The 20,474-nt window shown below is 43.8% G+C and carries 27 protein-coding genes and 1 tRNA gene; 13 read left to right on the top strand and 15 right to left on the bottom strand.

Annotated features, from left to right (window positions below; translation table 11 throughout):
- Position 1 precedes the first annotated feature (1 nt).
- From ACOJRU_RS07030 to ACOJRU_RS07010, 5 genes are all read right to left on the bottom strand, one after another.
- The gene (locus tag ACOJRU_RS07030; RefSeq protein ID WP_421134309.1) at positions 2 to 250 is read right to left on the bottom strand and encodes an RNA recognition motif domain-containing protein; all 249 of its coding nucleotides are present in this window, start codon (positions 248 to 250) and stop codon (positions 2 to 4) included.
- Positions 251 to 426: 176 nt separating this feature from the next.
- Entirely contained in the window at positions 427 to 612 is a 186-nt protein-coding gene (locus ACOJRU_RS07025; protein WP_421134308.1) for a hypothetical protein, read from the bottom strand.
- 57 nt (positions 613 to 669) lie between these two features.
- Entirely contained in the window at positions 670 to 834 is a 165-nt protein-coding gene (locus tag ACOJRU_RS07020; protein ID WP_421134307.1) for a hypothetical protein, read from the bottom strand.
- A gap of 10 nt (positions 835 to 844) precedes the next feature.
- Positions 845 to 979: a hypothetical protein gene (locus ACOJRU_RS07015; RefSeq protein ID WP_421134306.1), complete on the bottom strand. Its 135-nt coding sequence runs from the start codon at positions 977 to 979 to the stop codon at positions 845 to 847.
- 272 nt (positions 980 to 1,251) lie between these two features.
- Positions 1,252 to 1,719, bottom strand: a complete 468-nt coding sequence (locus tag ACOJRU_RS07010) for a type II secretion system protein (RefSeq protein WP_421134305.1) — start codon at positions 1,717 to 1,719, stop codon at positions 1,252 to 1,254.
- Between the two features lie 213 nt (positions 1,720 to 1,932).
- On the opposite strand from ACOJRU_RS07010, the gene ACOJRU_RS07005 reads away from it, so the two are divergent.
- Positions 1,933 to 2,958, top strand: coding sequence for a helix-turn-helix transcriptional regulator (locus ACOJRU_RS07005; protein WP_421134304.1), 1,026 nt, complete (start codon positions 1,933 to 1,935; stop codon positions 2,956 to 2,958).
- A gap of 17 nt (positions 2,959 to 2,975) precedes the next feature.
- On the opposite strand, the gene ACOJRU_RS07000 is transcribed toward ACOJRU_RS07005, so the two are convergent.
- Positions 2,976 to 4,061, bottom strand: coding sequence for a cell division protein FtsZ (locus ACOJRU_RS07000; protein ID WP_421134303.1), 1,086 nt, complete (start codon positions 4,059 to 4,061; stop codon positions 2,976 to 2,978).
- Between the two features lie 200 nt (positions 4,062 to 4,261).
- Here ACOJRU_RS07000 and ACOJRU_RS06995 point away from each other — a divergent pair, with 200 nt between their 5' ends.
- From ACOJRU_RS06995 to sodC, 3 genes are all read left to right on the top strand, one after another.
- Entirely contained in the window at positions 4,262 to 4,936 is a 675-nt protein-coding gene (locus tag ACOJRU_RS06995) for a nitroreductase family protein (protein WP_421134302.1), read from the top strand.
- A gap of 123 nt (positions 4,937 to 5,059) precedes the next feature.
- Positions 5,060 to 5,743, top strand: coding sequence for a spermidine synthase (locus ACOJRU_RS06990; protein ID WP_421134301.1), 684 nt, complete (start codon positions 5,060 to 5,062; stop codon positions 5,741 to 5,743).
- Between the two features lie 322 nt (positions 5,744 to 6,065).
- Positions 6,066 to 6,611 (top strand): superoxide dismutase [Cu-Zn] SodC, encoded by a 546-nt coding sequence (gene sodC, locus ACOJRU_RS06985; RefSeq protein WP_421134300.1) that lies wholly within the window; start codon positions 6,066 to 6,068, stop codon positions 6,609 to 6,611.
- A gap of 123 nt (positions 6,612 to 6,734) precedes the next feature.
- On the opposite strand, the gene ACOJRU_RS06980 is transcribed toward sodC, so the two are convergent.
- A complete protein-coding gene (locus tag ACOJRU_RS06980) occupies positions 6,735 to 7,169 on the bottom strand; it encodes an OsmC family protein (RefSeq protein WP_421134299.1) in 435 nt (144 codons plus the stop codon).
- Between the two features lie 354 nt (positions 7,170 to 7,523).
- Here ACOJRU_RS06980 and msrA point away from each other — a divergent pair, with 354 nt between their 5' ends.
- Positions 7,524 to 8,135: a peptide-methionine (S)-S-oxide reductase MsrA gene (gene msrA / locus ACOJRU_RS06975; RefSeq protein ID WP_421134298.1), complete on the top strand. Its 612-nt coding sequence runs from the start codon at positions 7,524 to 7,526 to the stop codon at positions 8,133 to 8,135.
- 180 nt (positions 8,136 to 8,315) lie between these two features.
- Here msrA and ACOJRU_RS06970 read toward each other — a convergent pair.
- The 3 genes from ACOJRU_RS06970 to ACOJRU_RS06960 form a co-directional block, all read right to left on the bottom strand.
- Positions 8,316 to 8,392 (bottom strand) — tRNA-Val (locus ACOJRU_RS06970).
- Between the two features lie 130 nt (positions 8,393 to 8,522).
- Positions 8,523 to 9,605, bottom strand: a complete 1,083-nt coding sequence (locus ACOJRU_RS06965) for a patatin-like phospholipase family protein (protein WP_421134297.1) — start codon at positions 9,603 to 9,605, stop codon at positions 8,523 to 8,525.
- Positions 9,606 to 9,706: 101 nt separating this feature from the next.
- Positions 9,707 to 10,150, bottom strand: coding sequence for a MarR family winged helix-turn-helix transcriptional regulator (locus ACOJRU_RS06960; RefSeq protein ID WP_421134296.1), 444 nt, complete (start codon positions 10,148 to 10,150; stop codon positions 9,707 to 9,709).
- A 254-nt stretch (positions 10,151 to 10,404) separates the two neighbouring features.
- Here ACOJRU_RS06960 and hmgA point away from each other — a divergent pair, with 254 nt between their 5' ends.
- Positions 10,405 to 11,697 carry a homogentisate 1,2-dioxygenase gene (gene hmgA, locus ACOJRU_RS06955; protein ID WP_421134295.1) on the top strand — a complete coding sequence of 431 codons (1,293 nt, stop codon included), beginning with the start codon at positions 10,405 to 10,407 and terminating at the stop codon, positions 11,695 to 11,697.
- Between the two features lie 317 nt (positions 11,698 to 12,014).
- Positions 12,015 to 13,088 carry a 4-hydroxyphenylpyruvate dioxygenase gene (gene hppD / locus ACOJRU_RS06950; protein WP_421134294.1) on the top strand — a complete coding sequence of 358 codons (1,074 nt, stop codon included), beginning with the start codon at positions 12,015 to 12,017 and terminating at the stop codon, positions 13,086 to 13,088.
- Positions 13,089 to 13,139: 51 nt separating this feature from the next.
- Here hppD and ACOJRU_RS06945 read toward each other — a convergent pair whose 3' ends face one another.
- The gene (locus ACOJRU_RS06945; RefSeq protein WP_421134293.1) at positions 13,140 to 13,499 is read right to left on the bottom strand and encodes a VOC family protein; all 360 of its coding nucleotides are present in this window, start codon (positions 13,497 to 13,499) and stop codon (positions 13,140 to 13,142) included.
- Between the two features lie 380 nt (positions 13,500 to 13,879).
- On the opposite strand from ACOJRU_RS06945, the gene ACOJRU_RS06940 reads away from it, so the two are divergent.
- Genes ACOJRU_RS06940 through ACOJRU_RS06915 form a run of 6 tightly spaced genes read left to right on the top strand, consistent with a single transcriptional unit; the run spans position 13,880 to position 17,156 of the window.
- Positions 13,880 to 14,266 (top strand): ACT domain-containing protein, encoded by a 387-nt coding sequence (locus ACOJRU_RS06940; protein WP_421134292.1) that lies wholly within the window; start codon positions 13,880 to 13,882, stop codon positions 14,264 to 14,266.
- A gap of 2 nt (positions 14,267 to 14,268) precedes the next feature.
- Positions 14,269 to 14,772 (top strand): PTS sugar transporter subunit IIA, encoded by a 504-nt coding sequence (locus ACOJRU_RS06935; protein ID WP_421134291.1) that lies wholly within the window; start codon positions 14,269 to 14,271, stop codon positions 14,770 to 14,772.
- 50 nt (positions 14,773 to 14,822) lie between these two features.
- Positions 14,823 to 15,170: an ArsC family reductase gene (locus ACOJRU_RS06930; RefSeq protein ID WP_421134290.1), complete on the top strand. Its 348-nt coding sequence runs from the start codon at positions 14,823 to 14,825 to the stop codon at positions 15,168 to 15,170.
- Entirely contained in the window at positions 15,164 to 16,297 is a 1,134-nt protein-coding gene (dapE, locus tag ACOJRU_RS06925; protein WP_421134289.1) for a succinyl-diaminopimelate desuccinylase, read from the top strand. The genes ACOJRU_RS06930 and dapE overlap by 7 nt, the downstream gene beginning before the upstream one ends.
- Positions 16,294 to 16,968 carry a M15 family metallopeptidase gene (locus ACOJRU_RS06920; protein ID WP_421134288.1) on the top strand — a complete coding sequence of 225 codons (675 nt, stop codon included), beginning with the start codon at positions 16,294 to 16,296 and terminating at the stop codon, positions 16,966 to 16,968. Before dapE ends, ACOJRU_RS06920 begins: the two co-directional genes overlap by 4 nt.
- Positions 16,969 to 16,970: 2 nt before the next feature.
- Entirely contained in the window at positions 16,971 to 17,156 is a 186-nt protein-coding gene (locus ACOJRU_RS06915; protein ID WP_421134287.1) for a DUF2897 family protein, read from the top strand.
- 60 nt (positions 17,157 to 17,216) lie between these two features.
- Here ACOJRU_RS06915 and ACOJRU_RS06910 read toward each other — a convergent pair whose 3' ends face one another.
- From ACOJRU_RS06910 to ACOJRU_RS06895, 4 genes are all read right to left on the bottom strand, one after another.
- Entirely contained in the window at positions 17,217 to 17,543 is a 327-nt protein-coding gene (locus tag ACOJRU_RS06910; protein ID WP_421134736.1) for a heavy metal-binding domain-containing protein, read from the bottom strand.
- 39 nt (positions 17,544 to 17,582) lie between these two features.
- On the bottom strand, positions 17,583 to 17,990 hold the full coding sequence (locus ACOJRU_RS06905) for an HIT domain-containing protein (protein ID WP_421134286.1): 408 nt from the start codon (positions 17,988 to 17,990) through the stop codon (positions 17,583 to 17,585).
- Positions 17,983 to 19,020 carry a succinylglutamate desuccinylase gene (gene astE / locus ACOJRU_RS06900; RefSeq protein WP_421134285.1) on the bottom strand — a complete coding sequence of 346 codons (1,038 nt, stop codon included), beginning with the start codon at positions 19,018 to 19,020 and terminating at the stop codon, positions 17,983 to 17,985. Before astE ends, ACOJRU_RS06905 begins: the two co-directional genes overlap by 8 nt.
- A gap of 81 nt (positions 19,021 to 19,101) precedes the next feature.
- Complete coding sequence (locus ACOJRU_RS06895) at positions 19,102 to 20,400, bottom strand: putative bifunctional diguanylate cyclase/phosphodiesterase (RefSeq protein WP_421134735.1); 1,299 nt, start codon at positions 20,398 to 20,400, stop codon at positions 19,102 to 19,104.
- Positions 20,401 to 20,474 lie beyond the last annotated feature (74 nt).

The raw sequence follows: 20,474 nt of genomic DNA, 5'->3' as shown, positions 1-20,474 counted from the left end.
CTTATTCGGCTTTTTCCTCTGCTTTTTTTACGCGAATTCGAGTGTCATCAACTGATTGATTGTTTAATGATTTGATCGCCGCTTTAGCTTCGCCGATTTTGGGCATTTCAACAAACGCGAAGCCTTTAGATTGACCGGTTTTCTGATCGATAACGACATTGCATGACTGTACGGTACCAAACGCCTCAAATAAGCTTAATAATGCGTCTTGGGTTGTTGCTCTGTTTAAATTACGAATTAGGATTTTCATTGTTCCAACCTGTGTGAGTTTAAAAGATGAGAAAAGAGATACAGGTTAAGCATTTTGAACAGTGTTTAAACATAGCATCTATCTTGAATCGCGCACATTGTACATGAGTTCTACCATACAAAGTAGCAATTGTACGCGGTTTCCCCTCGTCCACACGCACCATTGTTATCGGCTTATCAATTGTCGTTGCTTGGAATGCTATTTTGCTTAGTTAACTGCGCAAGAACTAAAAATAAAAGCGCAACTTGAAACTGATTTAGAAACAAGTGCTCGTCGTGTTGGATAAAGGTAGACCATAGCGCATCGATAAAAAACAGTGCCGCTGCGCATTGAAGTAACCTAGGTAGCGTGAGCCAATTCATACATGTTCCTTATATTCTGAACAATGCTGCCTAGTGCACTAGGCAGCAACGGTAATGTTACCAGTGATTCTTATTAGTATTGCCATATTGGCGTCTAATCGAATCGCTAATGTTTGCCTGCTGCGCGAAAAGCGCCCCTAACTCGTAAAAAAAACCAGCTCCACTAACCGAAGATAGTTCTTCACAACGTAGCTCTGTGGGTTTTACTTTGATTGCTTTCATTTGCCACTCCTTAGCGTCTGTTATCAGAATAACCTTGATAAAATTCATAGGCTGCATCGGCAATAGCAATTGCGGTTGCGATGTGGCCCCACATTCCACCTGCCACCATTTCGGTTTCGTGGAAAGTTAGTTCATGTTGCGTCATAGTTTGCATTCCTTGTATTGTGATAGAGGCGTCATGCCTCAGCATTAAAGCTACACCGGGTTTGCAACTAATACATCTGAACTTAAGACCTAAATATCTTGAACTATGAGTTAGCAATGCTCATGCAATGCACCACCCCACTTCATATTCTACGAAAGGTTTACTGGCGACGGCGAGCTAACGCATGGTCAAGCTTCAGCGTTTAAATAACAGTAATGAGATTGACCACACAGCTCACCTGATAGCGAGCTGTATTCGTCATCAAGAAGAATTTACGTATTGCAGTCTGATATTGTAAGGGTGGGTTTTTCACCGCGGTTGGGATGACGATAGGTAAGGCGACAGATTCCGATTGCTGCAATGTCGGCATTAGATAAACCGCTAGTTTGGCTTTCTAACGTAAAGGTAACTTCTGGTGCTGAGCCCGTAACCTTCCAGTCATTTTCTGTAAAATCGACAACTTGCTTCAAATTTGTTTGCGTCGCGTACGGATAACCGTATCTTACACGTACCCCCGAAGGCAGAGTTTCATCTGGGCTGTCTTGCGCCCCTTCGACCAACGCTTTGGCGTAAACGATATTGCCACTGGATAACAGTGCTGACTTTAAACCTTGAAGCGCACCTATCTCGGCATCTTTTTGAATATTAAGAAACTTAGGCGCCGCCGTGACCGCTAAAATGCCTAGCACTACGATTACAATGATGAGTTCAATTAACGTAAAGCCGTTGTTTTTATGCATGATACCGCTACCTCAACAAACCAGTTTTTCCTCGCCCATTATACATCACTTATTACCGGCCACATGAAAATTCAAAACACCAAAACAGCTTTTTTCTCACTGTATAAAACAGTGAGCAAGCTCCTCGATGAGCATATTAAAGGTGCGACATTTTTTGTCGCACCTGTTATGTATGATAATTTGACATACCAATAGTAAAGCAACGATCCAACTATGAGTGCGTTTCAGCGAAAATTAGACATTTTACAATTTGTTCCATCAGCGCCACGAAAGGTTTCAAGCCGTCAAATTTTTGAAAACCTTCGAAATTGCGGGCACCAGCATATTGATATGCGCACTATACAACGCGACTCAGTCAATTTAGAAACCATTGGGCTATTTGGATTAGAGGTGGATAAACGCTCTAAACCCTATGGATGGTTTATAAGTGCGAACTTCAAAAAATTGAATGTAAGCTTAATGGACGGTAACACCGCATTAGCGTTTAAAGTGTTACAGCAGTCCGGAGCAACACTGCCCAACACGACACTGCACGAGTTACAACCCTATTTTGCTAAGGCCTCTCAAATACTAAATCAAGACAGCAACTCGCTACTTACGCACTGGTTAAAATCGGTAGCAGACTCGCAAGTTTCCCAGCCACTTCTTCCGCCAGAGATAGACGCAGATTCTTTCGACAGGCTAAAAAGCGCTATTTTTTTTAAAAAGCAAATTTCTGCCGACATCAAACGGTTTTTTAAAAGCGGGAACGCGACCATATGGAAGCACTACGATAAAGTGAATCCTATGGGGTTGGTAAAACAAGACGGTCGGCAGTTGTTTGTTTGCACATTTGGCTCACTGCACAAAAGGCGCTATGCGCTTCCTTTACAATCGATCAGAAACGTGGCGATTACCGATGAGGATTGCCAACAAGCCTTTGGGGAGAGTGAGCACGTAAAGTCACTCACCGCCAGTAATAAAACAGAAATACAACTAAAATTACTGGTAAACAACAACGCACTGTTTCTTTTGCACGGATACAAATTGTCTGAAGACCAAGTAATAAGCGCAGCACACATTGCCGGTAAATCGCTATTAACCGCTACCGTTAACGATAATAATAAATTAAGGGCATTCTTACGCGGGCTCGGTGATAACATCGAAGTCATAGCGCCCAGAGAATTAAGGCACTATTTTCTCGAATTAACTAAAGCTTTGTTTATAAAGTATTCAAGCGAACAAGCGGTCTCAGAGTAGTATTTCCTATCATCATTTTAACGTAACGCATTGTTTTGCATACGGACAAAGGCGGGTATATCAAAGTCACCTGCCTCTTTGTTATAAGCGGTATACGGTATTGCACTTTCCATTGGTATGACATTTTCGTCGCTGTCACTTTCTTGTGATTGCAACGGAATGCCGGTTGCAATGATAAGTACTTCACCGAAATGCGATAATTCTTGCGATACCGTTACGCCGCTAATGATAAGTGCAAGCGAATCTTCAATTAAGCCTTGCAGTATGGCAAGCATATTTTCATACATTACCAAGCTAGGTTCGTCCTTACACGTTAACTGTAAAATGACGCCCTGTGCACCCACAATACTTTGATCATTCACTAAAGGGTTTTCTAACGCGTGTCGTACTGCGTCGCCCAGTGAATCTGCGTCATGCGCAATTCCCACCCCCAACGCGGTATTGCCTTCTAATGATAGAATATGACTAAAGTCATTAATATCCACATTGATATAACCCGTTTCCGTTAACATGGTGATGATGGCTTCAATAATGCGATGCATCTGCATATCGCAATGCCTAAATGCCGATAGTAGCCCGACAGTTTCATCTAACGCAGCGACCAGTGAGTCATTTGACAGCACGAGCGTTGCATTTGCCTTGGCTTTTATTTCTTCAAGCGCTGTATCGGCAATTATCTTGCGTTTACCGCCCTCCGATTTAAACGGCAGCGTAACAAAGCACATTACATCAACATTGTTTTTCTTTGCGATATCTAGCAGTACAGGTGTGGCGCCACTGCCTGTTCCGCCGCCTAAGCCCGCGATGATAATAACAATGGTATCGGTTTCAATAAGCGTCTTTAATGCCTCTTCACTGTGATAGGCCGCATCATACGCCACTTGCGGATTAGCGCCTGCACCATACCCTTTTGTAGTACTCTCCCCTATAAGGAAAACCTCGTGGTTTTTACATTGATGCAGCGCGGAGATGTCGGTATTCACCGTCGTAAATCGAATATTGTCGTGCTGGCACACCCCTGCCATATTACTAATGGCGTTTCCCCCGCACCCACCAATACCGATAACGTGAATGTTGATTTCGTTCGTTTCTAAGCTGTGCATGGCCACTCCTACTGCGATTAATAGTAAATAAGCATGCGCTATAGATGCGGCAATAATTGACGCATGTCGACATACATTCAATTTGTTTGTTACTGTGGGCTTGTGCTTTAACGTTTACTTCCTCTTTGTGGCTATGTAAACCGCAATACGTTTCTACTAAAAAACAAACGCTATCCGTGACAATACAACGAGACCAAAACATGCAGCCTCACGACCATTTACCATTAAACGATTTTATTGGATATCCTGCAGAAGAAATGCGCGCGCGCAGCGAAGCGTTTTTAAAAACCATGCAACGCAGACACAGTATTCGCCAGTTTAGCGATAAAGCCGTAGATAAGGCGATTATTCAAAACTGCATATTAACTGCAGGTACTGCTCCTAGCGGGGCAAACCATCAACCGTGGCATTTTGCTGCTATAAACTCGAACACAGTAAAGCAACAAATACGCGAGCACGCTGAGGCGCACGAACGTGGTTTTTATGACGGGCGCGCCGGGCAGCAATGGTTAGACGATCTTAAACCCTTAGGTACAGACGCTGCCAAGCCCTATTTAGAGATAGCGCCTTGGCTCATTGCCGTATTTAGCCAGAAAAATAGCGAGATCAATGAAGGCGAAAAGCGCCAGAACTACTATGTTCATGAATCGGTGGGTATTGCCGTGGGCATGCTTATCACGGCGCTACACAATGCCGGCCTCGCTACCCTTACCCATACGCCTAAGCCCATGAACTTTTTAACCGATGTGTGCGAAAGGCCAGACAACGAACGAGCGTACATGCTTATCATTGCTGGGTACCCATCAGATAATGCAACAATACCAGTTCACGCCACACAGAAAAAATCGCTAAATGAGATAGCTAGTTTTTTGTAATCGCTAATAGTGGGGTTTAGTGTTGCCGCATTTATTTGATTCTGACCCCATTTGTTTTTGTGCTACTCTGCGCGCAAATATTCAATGCAAATTGTAAATACTGTTAAAAGGACAAATCTCCAAATGGTTCCATGGGTTAAATTGGGTACAGCTAACATTCCAAACGACGGTGGTGAGTTAACCTTTTCTCAGCGAGATCAAGAATTTAGTATCAGGCTTTCTGGTATTCGTGGCGAATTAATGAATAGCCGCGTGTTTAATTCAGAAAAAGAGTTGTCTCAAATGGGGTGTGCTCACCTTAAATCAACGCCAAATGCACATGTTCTGGTGGGTGGGCTAGGTATGGGATATACGTTAAGAGCGGCCTTAAATGAAGTTACGGCAAGCTCGCGGGTGACGGTTGCCGAGCTCATTCCTGAAGTTGTTGAATGGAACAAAGGCCCCTTGGGCAATTGCGCTAAAAACCCACTTCAAGACCCAAGAACTACTGTTGTAGTTGGAGATGTTAAACACCTTTTAAATACCAGAGAACCCACGTTTGATGCGATATTACTCGACGTGGACAATGGCCCTGAAGGCTTAACACACGCTGACAACAACTGGATTTATTCGCTGGAAGGCCTAGAAGACATCTATGACGTACTTAAACCCGGTGGGATGCTAGCCATATGGTCCGCAGGGCCCGACTATTTGTTTTCCGTTCGGTTAAAAAATGCAGGTTATACGGTTTCTACACGCATCGCGCGAGCGCGCAAAGGAAAAGGCAGTAAACACACCATTTTCCTCGCTAAAAAGCCTATAGGTTAACAGGACCTTCATTACGGTTTACCTTTCACATCTCTTTTAACATTATCGCCGTTTATCAAAAACAGTCGGCGCAAAAACGTTAAGTTGAATGTGATGAGGTACCCCGTATTGAGTAATATTTTCATAACGTATTTCAAATACACCAACATTCGCTTGTCGGCACAGTGAACATCTGAACGCAATGTTGCGTTAAAGCTTATAGCAGTTAGCCCTGTAGCACGGTTCCTCGATATAATGATGGGTTGGCTTACTTTGTGCTGCTTCACTACAGTTATAACTGATATGTGTTATTTACGATAACGTTAAAGTGAAGGAGAACACGATGAAGAAACGTTTACAATACACCCTTGCAGGGTCAATCTCACTGCTACTAAGCACAAGTTGTTTTGCAGGCCATCATCAACATCATGGCAAAGAAGTCATAATGAAAAACCTAGAAACCGGCAAGATTATTGGCAGTGTAATGGTTAATAGTTATGACGATGACGGCGTGGTGTTCACTCCCCACCTATCAGGGTTAACCCCAGGCATACATGGTTTTCATGTCCATCAGAATGGCAATTGTGCATCTTCAATGAAAAACGGTAAAAAGGTACTTGGCGGCGCCGCCGGTGGACACTTCGACCCAGAAGAAACAAACGCGCACAGAACCCCATGGTCTGAGAAAGGACACGAAGGTGACCTTCCAGTGCTTTATGTTGATGAGCAAGGTAACGCTACTCAGCCTGTTTTCGCGCCAGAGCTAGAGATAGAAGATATTGAGGAACGCGCATTAATGATTCATGCGGGCGGAGACAACTACTCAGATTCGCCGAAAAAGCTCGGCGGCGGTGGCGAACGTGTAGCCTGCGGTGTTATTAATAAATAAAACAGCTTGCGCTACCTAATAATGTAGTCGGTGTTTACAAAGAAAAAAGCGGCATCTTTGCCGCTTTTTTATCTACTCATGCGTTACACAGTAGTGCACTGGCCTTAAAACAGACCGTTTAACCTACCCGTCGTTCAACGTATAGTCTAACGTAATGTTAGTGTTTAATAATTTTGAAACGGGGCAATTTTCTTTTGCTTCCTCGGCAACTTTCTTAAATTCATCTTCAGTAATGCCTTTAACCTCTGCAACCAAGGTAAGCGCTGACTGCGTAATGTCGAACCCATCATCACTTTTTTCCAAACTGATTTTTGCTGTGGTATTTAACGCTCCATCGTCAAAGCCTGCCTCTGATAACGCGAAAGACAGCGCCATGGTGAAACAGCTAGCGTGCGCTGCACCAATCAGTTCTTCAGGGTTAGTCCCCTTTTCATCTTCAAAGCGTGTATTAAAACCATACGGGTGGTTAGATAAGGCACCCGTTTCTGTTGAAACACTGCCCTTTCCGCTTTTACCTAGAGGTTTGTAGGTTGCGCTACCTGATTTTACTATTGTCATGTTATCTATCCTTACGTTATGACACATCATTTGCAAACCAAGCGACGTGGCTTGGTTCTAAAGTAAAAGTGTTGCAAGTGCTCTGCCAATACCTCAACTAACTCGCAAGCTGCAAAGTAAAAGGGGTCGCGATATCTATCCCATTCAAATAGTAATAATGACAATTGGCAAACTGTAAGCGAAATACAGGGTTGGCTGAAAATTTTACTGATAAACATTAACCTATCGCTAATCACACGAATGGTAATCTTCACAACAATAGTGAAATCATTTGAGCGCTAAACCGTTCTTTATCTATTAACCGTATAAGCGTTATGGGCAATGCGCCCACAGTCTTAACAAATAAGGTGAATAATGAAATCTAGTGTCTCTGCATTACTACTTGGCGCAACATTGAGTGCAGCCATATTTTCACCAACGACGATTGCCGATGAAGCTGTGCTTGCTGGCGGGTGTTTTTGGTGTATGGAGTCTGATTTTGAAAAACTGGAAGGGGTTACCGATGTAGTATCGGGCTTTACTGGAGGAAGCGCTTCAAACCCAACTTATAGCGGTAATCACAAAGGGCACTATGAAGCCGTAAAAATAACCTATGACGAAACTAAACTTTCTTACCAAGATATACTCGACCACTTCTGGGTGAATATTGACCCCTTCGACGACCGGGGGCAGTTTTGTGACAAAGGACCTAGTTATTTAAGCGCCATATTTGTTGCCAATGACAAAGAACGCGCATTGGCCGAACAAACTAAAGCAGCTGTTGTAGCCAAATTTCCTAACCAAGATGTAGTCACGCCCATTCTTGAGGCTTCTACCTTTTACCCCATTAAGGGAAAGGAAGTTTATCATCAAGATTTCTACAAAAAGAGCCCTGTTCGCTACAAGTTCTATCGATGGAACTGCGGACGCGATCAGCGCTTACAAGAAATTTGGGGTGATGACGCGTTAGGCAAAAAGAAGTCTTAACCGATGCGAAACCAACGTTAATAGGTTAGCTTTTCCCTAAGCAGTGCTTGTGGGGATTAGCTAACGCGTCACTTAAGTGATGATAAAGTAGACAATATATTTTTTCCGACCGCAAACTAGAGGTAGCTATAAGAAATAGACTTTAGGATTTGTTGAAGATTGTGTTTGGACTTTTTTAGATGGTGCGTCTACCCTGATTCGAACAGGGGACCTCTACCATGTCAAGGTAGCGCTCTAACCAACTGAGCTATAGACGCATAAAGTGTTGTGTGAACAACGAAGAACTTCATTGCTCGAACGGCACGCATAATACTGTTGCTGCGCGCCGCCTGCAAGTAAAACTTATTTATAACGGTGCTAACTGCTTATTTTCCATTCAAATAAGGCTTAACCGGCTATTTGAGCAAAGGGTAACGGCTTTATTAGGTCCACTAACCGACCATTATTTGCGTTTGTCATAAAATATTCCCCTAGCCTATCGGTTTCTTTCAATACCGTTTGCCAATAACGAATTCGCGCATCTGCCTCTAAGTTTTCAAAGTCCTTTCTGTCGGGGATCTTGCCATAAGGCAGGCTTGCTATAAACGACTTCGACGGTACCAGCATCACCACATTGTCATAGCTAGATTTATGTGGCACTCGTCGTTTAAGGCCTTTATCAAACCAGCCAGGCGTGGGCTTATCGTAGAAATGCGGGTACAACACTAACCCCTCATCAGGGCCAAAAGACACATCAAAATGATAGTCGATAATACCGCCATCTCGGTACATGCCTGTTGGCGCTCCTTCAATTTCTTTTACGCCCTCTATCACAACGGGTATCGAGCCAGACGCTAATAGCGCTTGATGGATATTGCCGTGCGTTAACGAGTGATAATGCGTAGGAAGTTGGTATGGGTCTTTTAATGCAAAATTAGCATTGGGCGATGAGAACACGTAACGTGAATACAATCGAGATAGGTGTCTTCGATGTAGTGTATTGACGGCAGCACTCATTGCAAGGCCAGACAATTGCTGAAATTTGCTTTCAAAGCGCGTGGCCCCTAAGCATTTCGCAACAATAAGGTGGGCTTTAAACCTCTCATTTTCAATAACTTCACGCTTACCGTTATCGTCTACCATGAACTGTAAAAGGTCTACCGCTTTTTGGGTGATCTCTTGTGCAGTGGGTTTATTGCTACTGTATGTCGTGGTGGAGTAAGAGTCAGCCAATCGGTTGATTGCCGCTAGGGGATCATTTTGCACTGCACATATTGCTCTGAACGCACCAGCAGAAGACCCTATTACGTGGATTTGATGTTCGACATCGGCAAACCACTCAGGAAATAGTACGCGGTCTAGTCCTGCCAAAGAAAACCATTTTGGCCCACCAGAAGCCCCAAGGAAATAACGAAAGAGCGACGGGGAGAAGCCTTCTCTTTTTATGACGTTTAACGCATGCTCTCCAGCGTAAATCTCTAACGGTTGCACTCTACATTCCTTTAATAGATGAATGCCGCTAAATGTACCAGTAAGACCGACAATTGCAACGGTTACGCGCGGCTACCTATTAGTCATCAGACCACGCTAAGCTATTCTATTGTCGTGCTTTTTTGAGATATTAATGCATCCATCACTTTTAAAAATATAGCGTACTCATTAGCACTTATATCGTTGTTAAGTTGTGAAAGCGTATCGGCTTGCCACGCCTCCACTATTTCAATTAACGTTTTATAAACTGCGTTCCCCTCATTGCTTAACGAAATATTCACGGCTCTTGCATCTTTATTTGACACCGTGCGGCTTATTAGCTTTTTTTCACTTAGCATTGCTAACGCCCGCGATACCGTTACTTTATCTAAATGCGTCTGCTGGGCAATCGCCTTTGCGGTTAATTTCCCCAACTCACCGAGTGTCGCAATTACTCGCCACTGAGGCACAGTAATTCCCATATCCTTGTATGTATTAGCGAGAGAGTCACTTAGCACCTTTGCTAACCGCGATGATTTATATGCAAGCATGTCACTGAGTTTCAAATGCTATTTTCCTTTTAGTGCTGCCCTAGCTCGACCATCAAGTATCGAACGCCCCGTTATACTATGTATGTACCGCGAATATTAGCAGACATGTAAAGTTAACAGGACGCATCGACGCGTCAGCCATATAACGAATCAGCATTAACAATTGATTTACGTTTCATTCAGGCATAGCCTAGTACAAATAGTTTCAAATGTAACTAATTTAGTGTTGTGGTTAAACGCAGCCTAGTTTCTTATCAGGGTCTCATATTATGGCTTTTACTTATCTTAGTGGTTTTAACAACGAGCATGAAACGGAAGCACTTACTGGTGCATTGCCCGTCGGGCAATTCAGCCCCCAGCGTGTAAATTATAATTTATACGCCGAGCAGTTCAGTAGTACGGCATTCACTGCCCCTCGTGCCAGTAATCGCAGAACGTGGATGTATCGAATTCGTCCTTCTGTCGCTATGGGCGACTTCACGCCGTTACTTAACACCACGATAAAAACTGCGCCACAACATCAAATACCCTGCCCACCGAATGTGATGAGATGGGATCCAATTGCACAGCCAGAAAGTGATGTCGACTTTATTGATGGCCTAGTTACAATGGCTACAAACGGCGATGCTAATACACAAACGGGTATCGGTATACATTGTTACTGCGCGAATGCACCTATGAAAAACCGTGTTTTTTATTCATCAGATGGTGAGATGCTGTTTGTGCCCGAACAGGGCAAAATGATTGTGACCACAGAATGTGGAAAGCTCTCGCTGTCACCAGGTGAGATTATGGTGATCCCGCGAGGACTTAAATTTTCGATAGCCCCTGTCGATGGTCCTATCCGCGGTTATTTATGTGAAAACTATGGTCATCCATTTGTATTACCTGAACGCGGTCCGGTAGGCGCAAACGGCTTTAGTAACCAACGAGACTTCAAATACCCTGTGGCATGGTTTGAAGACAACGATACGCCTCACACCATCGTTAATAAATTTGCAGGGCACCTTTATGAAGCCACATTGTCGCACTCACCATTTGACGTAGTAGCGTGGGTGGGAAACTCGGCACCGTATAAGTACGACTTGTCGCTATTTAACGTCATTAATACCGTGAGCTATGATCATCCCGACCCTTCTATTTTTACTGTGCTTACTTCGCCGTCTGATCTAGAAGGTACAGCTAACGTCGATTTTGCTATTTTCCCTCCACGGTGGATGGTCGCTGAAAATACATTCCGCCCGCCCTACTACCATCGGAATATAATGAGCGAATTTATGGGCCTTATCGAGGGTACTTATGACGCGAAAGAAAAAGGGTTTGTGCCAGGAGGCATGAGTTTGCACAATTGTATGACGCCACATGGCCCTGAAGCCGAAGTGTTTGAAAAAGCCAGTAGTAGCAACCTTACGCCTCAGAAATACGAAAACACCCTAGCGTTTATGTTTGAGTCGCGTTTTCCCATTGCCCCAACCGAGTTCGCGCTAAAGCAACATCCGCCGCAACGCGACTACATCGATTGTTGGAAAGGAATCAAAAAATACTTCAACGGTCAACAGTAGCTCGCATCATCGCGCACCATAACTGAGTGGCCCAGCCCCGCGACCACAGGGTGGCGAGTGTAATATTTATTGAACACTCCCGCCCTTTACGTTAAAAAAATTTAGCGCGTTAAATCAATGCATTAACGCTAAATAAGTAGCCTAATGGCTAACTTCCTCTCAGCTGTAAACATAGTATTACACTGAACATTGCCACACCACTCAAAACGCTTTTACGCTCGTCATTGCTCACCTAGAACACAGAGGCTTACAATCACTGCATAATAAAGTATGTACATCACGCACCAGCGTGATGGCGAATAACAAGTGAGAAAGAAATGGCAGATCTATTTGAAAACCCAATCGGCTTAGATGGCTTTGAATTCCTAGAATTTACGGCGCCGGAAAAAGGCATGTTAGAGCCAATTTTTGAAGCAATGGGTTTTACCCTTGTCGCACGACACAAATCAAAAGATGTTGAGCTATGGCGTCAAGGCGATATCAACCTATTAAGTAATTATGAAAAGAACTGTCATGCTGCTTATTACGCTGAAGAACACGGCCCCTCAGCATGTGGAATGGCGTTCAGAGTTAAAGACTCACAAAAAGCGTATACTGAAGTGTTGGCGCGCGGTGCGCAGCCCATGGATACGCACACCGGTCCTATGGAGTTAAAACTCCCCGCCATCAAAGGTATCGGTGGTGCAATGCTGTATCTTATTGACCGTTATCAGGGTGAGAACACCATTTACGATATCGATTTCAACTGGATTGAAGGCGTTGACAGGCACCCAGAGGGCTGTGGATTCCATACGTTGGACCACCTTACTCATAATGTTTATCGTGGCCGCATGGATTACTGGGCTGGCTTCTATGAAAGCTTATTCAACTTCAGGGAAATACGCTATTTTGATATTAAAGGCGAGTACACTGGATTGCTATCAAAAGCGATGACCGCGCCAGACGGTAAAATCCGTATTCCGCTGAATGAAGAAGCGGTTGGCGGTGGCGGCCAAATTGAAGAGTTTTTGATGAAGTACAACGGTGAGGGTATTCAACATATCGCCTTTTCTTGTGACGACTTACCCGCCTGTTTAGATAAATTAAAGGCACGCGGCATGAAATTTATGACGCCTCCTCCAGATACCTACTATGAAATGCTTGAAAACCGTCTACCCGGGCATGGCGAGCCGGTAGACGAATTGAAAAACCGAGGCATCTTGCTAGACGGAACAACTGAAAATGGCGAACCACGTTTGCTGTTACAAATATTCTCAGAAACGGTTTTTGGTCCAGTGTTCTTTGAATTTATTCAGCGTAAGCAAGACGACGGCTTCGGTGAAGGTAATTTCAAAGCGCTATTTGAATCGATAGAGCGCGATCAAGTAAATCGCGGTGTTATCAACAAATAATAACTACACCTACGCTGTTTAAGAGCGAGCGCATGCCTTTGCGCTCGCTTTTTATCCCTTCTGATATATTGCACAATGGTGTTCAGCGCTATCGCGCAAAACACAAAAACGATCGCTGCCGTGATGTTTGATGTCTCCGACCCTCGCTCCGCCTAGCGATTCTGCGCTTTCAATTGCTGCATCTAGGTCATCAACCGTAAAATAAGGAAGCCATCCAAAGGGAATACCGCTGTTCACGCCTTTGTTATGGCATATCCCACCCGCGGGCGTACCATCGGCTTTCATCATAACGTAATCGTTATACCCTCCCATATCTACCGGCGACGCTTCCCACCCCATTACTTTTTCATAAAATTTAGCGAGTCTATCTGCATCGTCTACTGTTATATCGCACCACATACTGTCTGACATTATCCACTACCCTTATCTGTCTTCTTTTTTATAACCTATAAAATAGCGCATTATGGTCAACAATGTGTGTAAAACGTGAGTTTTCGATAGCCTTTCACATCAAAACCAATGCTAAAGTCAACACATTAAATGATAAAAAAAGGAGAAGTATTTTAAATTCCAGTGTAGACACAGCTTGTGGAAAATGCTTGTGAATTAAAAAATGTTATCCACTGAACATTGTTTGTACAGTTGAATTTATACATATATATCATACACTTAAGCAAAACACCCAAACATCTCAACAAACTTATCCACAGATTAAGTGGATAACACGTGACACTTAATCACAGTTAGTGGTTTAATGTGAATATCTTAAGAACTGGTGTTTTTTCGTATTTATGCCTAAACAAACCCTTGCTGTTCTTCCTGAAATGTTTTCAATACATAGCCTTGATTGTGACAGCAGTATTCCTGCCGCTGTTTTACAAAGCCCGCTGTTTTTTCTTGGTAAGACCGAAGAAGAATTGTCTATTGTTGTTCCCTCGTCGGTAGAGGTCGAGGCGATGGACTCTGACGATGACTGGCGGGCGCTTGAGCTTCTCGGCCCTCTTCACTTATCGATGGTAGGTATTATGGCCGATATCGGAGGGGTTCTTGCTGCTGCAAAGGTCTCAATATTTGTCTTATCGACGTTTGAAACCGACTTTTTTTTAGTGAAAGATAACAAGCTCAACGACGCAATCAATGCACTTAAAGCCGGGGGCTACTCGGTAAGAGAGAGCTAACCTTGTTTAACGAAAAGCAACTCACTCGTGAGCCCGAAATATTTAAAAAATCGATAGCGGTTTATGCGCCAGTCTCAGGGCTGTGTACGTCTTTACATGCTTTAAACTCTTCCTTATATAGTTCCGGTTTATTAGGCCCAGGGGCGGCCATTACCTCTTCGTCCAACAGAATTACTGCGCCATTCGAGGGCAAGGTAATCAGTGTGTCCGCGCTTAACTACTCTGTCGATATACAATCGACTTATGGCCTTAAATGCCGTGTGAAATTTGGTTCCGATACCACTGCGCTTTGCGCTGAGCAATTCATATCTTCATTAGACGTAGGCTCGGTATTTAAAAAAAACGATGTGTTATTTTCTGTTAATACTGCGTGGCTCAAACAACAAAACGTCGAGAATATTTGTATAATGACAGTGTTGAATGCTCAGCGCCTTTTAGGTGTACTGCCATCTAACAAAAAATATATCGATGCAGGTAGTGATGCATTATTTTCAGTGTTTATCTAATTAATCTTCGCGCACAGTACGAAGCGCATTAATTAACGTATGGATTTTTCATGACAACAACCCTTTATGGTATTCCCAACTGCGACACAATAAAAAAAGCAAAAAAATGGCTTAACGACAACAATGTCGAGTTTGTGTTTCACGACTACAGAAAAGATGGCATTTCCTCTTCCTTTCTTGAGCAAGCTGAATCGTCGTTGGGCTGGGAGTTAATGTTAAATAAGCGGGGCACTACCTTTCGCCAGCTCGATGAGAGCGACAAGGCAAACCTAGATAGAGAAAAAGCATTAGCGTTGTTAGCACAGCAGCCCGCTATGATTAAGCGCCCGATTACCCTTCACAATAATACCTTTCATATTGGGTTTAAACCTGCACAGTTTGAGGAAATATTTTGTTAAACGACTCGGTTATTGATATTGCAAAAGCCCTTATTAATCGTCGCTCAGTAACGCCGGAAGATGCCGGCTGCCAAGATGCAATGAAGTCTTTTTTAAGTGAACTTGGTTTCGATAATGAAACTATGGTGTTTGATGACACGACAAACTTATGGTCTCGTAAAGGTAAATCAGGCCCGTTGTTTTGTTTCGCCGGGCATACCGATGTGGTGCCGAGCGGCCCAGAAGCCGCGTGGAAAACACCACCATTTATCGCCACAGAGGTAGGCGAATACCTTCATGGTCGGGGTGCTGCAGATATGAAAGGCAGTTTAGCTGCCATGCTCGTCGCCACGAGAAACTTTGTTAACGACTATCCAGACCATAAAGGCAGTATTGCTTACCTTATTACCAGCGATGAAGAAGGGCCATTCATCAATGGCACAACGCGAGTTATTGACACACTTGAAGCTCGCAACGAAAAAATCACATGGTGTATTGTCGGTGAACCCTCTTCAACCGCAACGGTAGGCGATATTGTTAAAAATGGGCGCAGAGGCTCACTAACCGGCGACCTTGTGGTAAAAGGAATACAAGGCCACGTTGCCTACCCGCATCTTGCCAAAAACCCAATTCACCATGCCGCTCCCGCACTCGATGAATTAGCAACCACCCACTGGGATGATGGAAACGATTTTTTCCCGCCCACCAGCTTCCAAGTCTCCAATATTAATGGGGGAACCGGCGCCGGTAACGTTATTCCAGGCGAATTAAAGGTATGCTTTAACTTCCGTTTCTCGACAGAAGTTACCGACCAACTGTTGATATCGCGGGTCACTGAGATCCTTGATAAGCACAAACTCGACTATCACATTGATTGGACATTCAACGGCCAACCTTTTTTAACCGACGAGGGGGAACTACTCGTTGGCGTGCAAAACGCTATTGAGAAGGTTCGCGGACATGCCACTACCCTGTCAACGGCAGGCGGCACCTCTGACGGCCGTTTTATCGCGCCCACAGGTGCGCAAGTCATAGAACTTGGCCCGGTGAATGCTACTATCCACAAAGTTGATGAATGCGTTAAAATGAAGGACTTAGAAATTCTAGTCGATATTTATTACCACACGCTCGTGAACTTGCTTGCATGAAGCCAGAAAAATGGTTGGGGCAAGACGATAGCGAATTAGTCTCACTCGATGATAAGCATAAACTGCACCCGTCGGTGCTTGAAGCGTTTAGCGCAATGCAGCATGCGGCTATTTGCGACGGCATCGACTTACAACTGGTAAGTAGTTATCGTACTTTCGACCGCCAGTGCGCAATATGGAACAGCAAGTGGTTAGGAAAGACTGAACTACGTGATGCAAACAGTGCCGTCATAGACACGTCAATCATTAGCGACATAGATAAACTTCACGCTATTTTGACGTGGTCGGCCCTTCCTGGCGGCAGCCGCCATCATTGGGGTACCGATATTGATGTGTACGACCGCAACGCGGTAAAACGTTGGAGCGGCACATTTTCACTCATCGAAGAGGAATACGAAAGCCAAGGCCCCTGCCATGAATTGGCATTGTGGTTACAAAGTCACATGCAACGTTTCGGCTTTTTCATGCCATTTGAAAAGCATAATGGTGGTGTTGCTCGTGAGCCATGGCATTTAAGCCATCGGGCAACGTCACAAGCTTTTGAGCATGATAGAAACCTCACCCACCTAACGAATGCAATACGCACAGCAAACATAGAAGGCAAAGCCGTAATCATTGACAATATTGAGATGATTTATCATCGCTACGTGCTTAATAACGGAGAAACGTAAAAATGGATACTACATGGGTTGTGATTATCATTGTGCTTGTCCTAGGCGTGGTTATTGGAAATATAACGTTGCTGAAATACAGCGCAAAATTTAAATTTCCTGTTCCAGACAAAAAGGCACAAGGTGAAGACGATAAAAGCGCAGCCACACAAAAGAAAAGTAACTGGGATGATGAAGACGATTATTAGCGATGCGATGGCTCACAACACTAATTATCGTCTTCTTTATTGTTGCTAAAAAACGTGCAACTAACGTGGTGTGATTTTTACTGCTGTACCGCTAATGCTTACCATTAGCATACTTCCTTTATCACCAATCACTTGGTAGTCAAGGTCGATGCCTACTACCGCGTTAGCTCCCATCGCTCTAGCCTCATGCTCAATTTCTGAAAATGCCAACTTTCTTGCGCGAGTGAGTTCTTCTTCATATGAACCAGAACGGCCCCCTACGATATCGCGGATAGACGCAAATAAGTCTTTAAAAACGTTAGCCCCCATTACGGCTTCACCTACCACAATCCCATAGTATGCGTCGATAGTGTGGCCTTCTAATGTAGGCGTTGTAGATATAATCATCATATATTCCTTTTTATGCTTTTATTGTTTATTACTTGTTTAGGCTGGATGAATCGCATTACGAAGCGCATCAACCAACTCACTCACCTTTTCTTGTGTGTACGGCACAGGTGCTTGGTTTCCCCAAACGGGCTTTGGCCATGCAACATCAGTATCAAAACGCCCGACATGATGAATATGCAGTTGGCTCACGACGTTTCCAAGTGCAGCGACATTCAATTTGTGCGGTGAAAACAGCCTGTTTATCACATGGGAGATCATTGCCGATTCTTTTAAAAACTGATGTTGTTGATCATCAGACAAGTCGATAATCTCCCTTGCACCAACCACGCGAGGCACCAAAATAAGCCAAGGGAATTGGCTGTCATTCATTAACAATACACGGCTTAAAGGTAAATCACACAAAAAAAATGTATCAGAATCTAACCGTCTATTTAGTTCAAACATCAGACTCGTCCAGTGTTGTTGGCACAACGGTCAGTAACGCACGCTGTCCAATTTCTACGTGCGCGTTTGGAAACACAATAGCTTCTCCATCTTGTTGCGCAACGTACTGGACCCCAGACTCTGACGCTAGACAAGTGCCTTTGGCATAATCCATAAAGTTAGGCGTATCGTCGGCAAAATGAAGTGCGAAGTCTTCTTTGTGCTTATTTATCACTTGGTTTACACGATAAATATCTAATTTATCTAGCGACACGTCTGGCGCATAATCAGTCTGAGAAACGAGCGCAATGAACGCCTGCCTTGCTTGCTCAAATCTGGTCATGTCATTTTGCCCAAACGGCCTTACCTTACCAAGTTCTACCGTAAACGCATGGGCATCATGTTGGAAAGAAGAATAGTAACTAAAGGTTGTTGTAGCACTTTCTGATAGCAAAATAGTGCTTACGCCGCATGCATATAAGAACGCTAATTGTCCGCGACTGTGTTTACGCTCATGAAGATAAGGATACACAGCAAACTTTTCATTTTTTGATGCACGAATAGCAGTGTGCAAATCGTAGTGGTATTTGGTATCGGTGGTTGAGGCATCGCTGTAAAAGTGGCTCACGGCGTCTTCTAACGCTTTTGCGCGTTTTCTTTCGTCATTTACGCAGCCCTCACCCATCGAATGTGCGCCACTGAACAATCGGTTCATATTTTCTTCAACGAAACGCTCGCCAATATCCATCGCAGGTAAGTTACCAAAAAGGAACAATACCGGGTGAGAAAGGGTAAGTGCTCCTGTTAGGATCTGCTGAACCATATCGTCACAAATTTCGATAGGCGCCGTTTCATTTCCATGTACACCACACGAAAACACGATAAACTTTTTATGCGCTTCAGATGCCTGAGGGTAAAACGATATGATACCCGGTGCAGTAACCATAGCGCGGGTACCGTTATCAAGTGAAAATGAAAGGGGCGAAGAAAAAAGAGAAGGTTGCGTGCGCGACAACGACAGAAAATTGCCTTTTTCGATAAGTTGTAACATGTGGTATCCATTCAAAGTACGAATTGCCGATAGTGTAACGGCTGCACATTGCTATTTCATCTTTTAAACAGAGTTTTTCAGTTACGCGCGTAGTGGAGAATTGCCAATAATAATTTCTTGCTGAGCCATGAATAAAAATTGGTGCATTGGAATAGCTTTAGAAAAAAGATACCCCTGCCCCTGCGTAATGCCAACCTCTCGTAGCATATGCAGTTGCGCCATTGTTTCAATACCCTCAGCAATAACGTCACAGTTTTTTGCTTTACCGATAATTTGTGTCGCTTCAATAATCGCACGGTTGACAGGGTCGTCAGTAAGCTCCATAACAAAAGACTTATCAATTTTGATAGCGTCGATATCAAGCTCACGAATATAGGCCAAGTTTGAGTAGCCTTTACCGAAATCGTCTACTGATATCTCCACGCCAAGGAAACGTAGCTCATTAAGCTGTTTTTTCACCATTAATGAATTTGATAACGCGACATCTTCGGTAAGTTCCAACTCAATTTTGTTAAGGGGGACAACGTAATGTTCACTGAGTTTTTTTAACGTTGATACAAGTTGATTGTCGTAAAGCTGTGTGGGGCTTAGATTCACTGAAAGCGAAAGGTCAAGACCATGCGTAGCAAACTCTACAAGGCTTATAAAGGCTTGCTCTAATGTCCAATAACCAAGCTCGTTCATCATATTATACGACTCGGCCGCTTCAATAAGTGGGCCTGGAAACAAAATACCATCTACGGGGTGATTCCATCGCATCAAGCACTCAGCACCAATCACTTCTAATGTTTTAAGGTTAACTTTAGGTTGGAAGTACAGTTCTAACTCTTTGCGAGATAATGCCCGCTTCAGGTCAGCCTTTAGTGCAAGGCTTCGGCCCGTGGTGGTCTTATCCTGCATGTCTAAGATAAATAGGTTGTCGTACTTATTTTCTTTGGCTTGCTTTAACGCTGCCTCGCCTCTTGATACAAAAGCGGTAATGTCACCATTAATTTGGCGCGCAGACACCACTCCAACGTTAAAGTCTGCAATAAACGCATGCCCATCATGGTGCATTGGCGTTTTAAAATGTTCGACTAATCTGTCAAACATCTTACGCATGTGCTTTTCCGCATTTATATTTGGAAAAATAAGACCAAACACATCACCGCTAATTCTGCCAACTTCAACTGAGTCTTTAAAAATGGCATCAATTCGGTTCACAATTTCTAGTAAGAAACGGTCGCCAACGGTAATGCCTAAACTGGTGGTAACATCAGAGAAGCGGACCACGTCAACTAACATTAACGACAAGCTCTCACTACGGGCAGCACTTCTCGACACCATGTCAATAAAGGCATAGCGATTCGGGATAGTTGCCAACGATTTGTGAGCTTGGATCATGATGTTTTCCTGAGGCAATTGAACGCCGAGGTACTAAAAACAACGAATATGTATAACAACATGGGCACCTA

Source organism: Alteromonas algae (genome assembly GCF_049117195.1).
In the GTDB taxonomy this organism is placed as follows: Bacteria; Pseudomonadota; Gammaproteobacteria; order Enterobacterales; family Alteromonadaceae; genus Alteromonas.
This window is presented reverse-complemented; position numbering and strand designations above follow the sequence as displayed.

Bases quoted from the DNA above. Each gene is read 5' to 3' on its own strand.
- ACOJRU_RS06930 (WP_421134290.1), top strand. From the start codon at position 14,823: ATGACAACAACCCTTTATGGTATTCCCAACTGCGACACAATAAAAAAA.
- ACOJRU_RS06920 (WP_421134288.1), top strand. From the start codon at position 16,294: ATGAAGCCAGAAAAATGGTTGGGGCAAGACGATAGCGAATTAGTCTCA.
- ACOJRU_RS06905 (WP_421134286.1), bottom strand. From the start codon at position 17,990: ATGTTTGAACTAAATAGACGGTTAGATTCTGATACATTTTTTTTGTGT.
- ACOJRU_RS07000 (WP_421134303.1), bottom strand. From the start codon at position 4,061: ATGCACAGCTTAGAAACGAACGAAATCAACATTCACGTTATCGGTATT.
- hppD (WP_421134294.1), top strand. From the start codon at position 12,015: ATGGCAGATCTATTTGAAAACCCAATCGGCTTAGATGGCTTTGAATTC.
- sodC (WP_421134300.1), top strand. From the start codon at position 6,066: ATGAAGAAACGTTTACAATACACCCTTGCAGGGTCAATCTCACTGCTA.
- ACOJRU_RS06910 (WP_421134736.1), bottom strand. From the start codon at position 17,543: ATGATTATATCTACAACGCCTACATTAGAAGGCCACACTATCGACGCA.
- ACOJRU_RS07025 (WP_421134308.1), bottom strand. From the start codon at position 612: ATGAATTGGCTCACGCTACCTAGGTTACTTCAATGCGCAGCGGCACTG.
- ACOJRU_RS06915 (WP_421134287.1), top strand. From the start codon at position 16,971: ATGGATACTACATGGGTTGTGATTATCATTGTGCTTGTCCTAGGCGTG.
- ACOJRU_RS07005 (WP_421134304.1), top strand. From the start codon at position 1,933: ATGAGTGCGTTTCAGCGAAAATTAGACATTTTACAATTTGTTCCATCA.
- ACOJRU_RS06945 (WP_421134293.1), bottom strand. From the start codon at position 13,499: ATGTCAGACAGTATGTGGTGCGATATAACAGTAGACGATGCAGATAGA.
- ACOJRU_RS06990 (WP_421134301.1), top strand. From the start codon at position 5,060: ATGGTTCCATGGGTTAAATTGGGTACAGCTAACATTCCAAACGACGGT.
- ACOJRU_RS07030 (WP_421134309.1), bottom strand. From the start codon at position 250: ATGAAAATCCTAATTCGTAATTTAAACAGAGCAACAACCCAAGACGCA.
- ACOJRU_RS07015 (WP_421134306.1), bottom strand. From the start codon at position 979: ATGACGCAACATGAACTAACTTTCCACGAAACCGAAATGGTGGCAGGT.
- ACOJRU_RS07020 (WP_421134307.1), bottom strand. From the start codon at position 834: ATGAAAGCAATCAAAGTAAAACCCACAGAGCTACGTTGTGAAGAACTA.
- astE (WP_421134285.1), bottom strand. From the start codon at position 19,020: ATGTTACAACTTATCGAAAAAGGCAATTTTCTGTCGTTGTCGCGCACG.
- hmgA (WP_421134295.1), top strand. From the start codon at position 10,405: ATGGCTTTTACTTATCTTAGTGGTTTTAACAACGAGCATGAAACGGAA.
- ACOJRU_RS06995 (WP_421134302.1), top strand. From the start codon at position 4,262: ATGCAGCCTCACGACCATTTACCATTAAACGATTTTATTGGATATCCT.
- ACOJRU_RS06980 (WP_421134299.1), bottom strand. From the start codon at position 7,169: ATGACAATAGTAAAATCAGGTAGCGCAACCTACAAACCTCTAGGTAAA.
- ACOJRU_RS06940 (WP_421134292.1), top strand. From the start codon at position 13,880: ATGCCTAAACAAACCCTTGCTGTTCTTCCTGAAATGTTTTCAATACAT.
- msrA (WP_421134298.1), top strand. From the start codon at position 7,524: ATGAAATCTAGTGTCTCTGCATTACTACTTGGCGCAACATTGAGTGCA.
- ACOJRU_RS07010 (WP_421134305.1), bottom strand. From the start codon at position 1,719: ATGCATAAAAACAACGGCTTTACGTTAATTGAACTCATCATTGTAATC.